The organism is Pantoea sp. UBA5923 (assembly GCF_002431095.1).
In the GTDB taxonomy this organism is placed as follows: domain Bacteria; phylum Pseudomonadota; class Gammaproteobacteria; order Enterobacterales; family Enterobacteriaceae; genus Pantoea; species Pantoea piersonii.
Map to the genome: position 1 here is coordinate 76,049 of NZ_DJDN01000078.1, position 600 is coordinate 76,648.

Consider the following 600-nt stretch of genomic DNA (forward strand, 5'->3'; position numbering starts at 1 on the left):
CGGTATCGCCATGGGCAGCGGTAGCGACGTGGCGGTAGAAACCGCGCCCATCACGCTGATGCGCGCCGATCTCAACAGCGTTGCCGATGCGCTGGCGCTCTCCAGCGCGACGCTGCGCAATATTCGCCAGAACCTGCTGGGCGCGTTTATCTATAACAGCCTGGGCATTCCGCTGGCGGCGGGCGTGCTCTATCCGCTGACCGGCGCGCTGCTCAGTCCGGTCGTCGCGGGCGCGGCGATGGCGCTCTCCTCGATTACCGTCGTCAGTAACGCCAACCGGCTGCTGCGCTTTCGTCCGACGCCGCGACAATAGCCGTTATTGCCCTGTTTTTCAGCGGCAGTAATCGCTAGCATGGCGTTTTGACTGAGTAAGGACAGGGAATGACAGGCAGCATTTGGCGCAGTGTGCAGGGGCTGATAAGCCGACTCTTTCCCGCCAGCTATCGCTGGCCCGCCCAGGATATTCGGCTGGACGATCGCCTGCTGCACCTGGTCGGCAGCATTCATATGGGCACGCGCGATATGCAGCCGCTGCCCGCGCGACTGCTGCGACAGTTACAAAAGGCGGATGCGCTGATTGTTGAGGCGGACATTACTCAG

General features: G+C 62.3%; 1 protein-coding gene and 1 pseudogene. Both read left to right on the plus strand.

Annotated features, from left to right (window positions below; all coding sequences use genetic code 11):
• A pseudogene (gene copA / locus B3797_RS17660) lies at positions 1-313 on the plus strand (Cu+ exporting ATPase); the annotation flags it as partial.
• Positions 314-381: 68 nt separating this feature from the next.
• Positions 382-600 (plus strand): TraB/GumN family protein (locus B3797_RS17665; protein ID WP_311791764.1); only part of this gene is annotated, 219 nt, incomplete at its 3' end.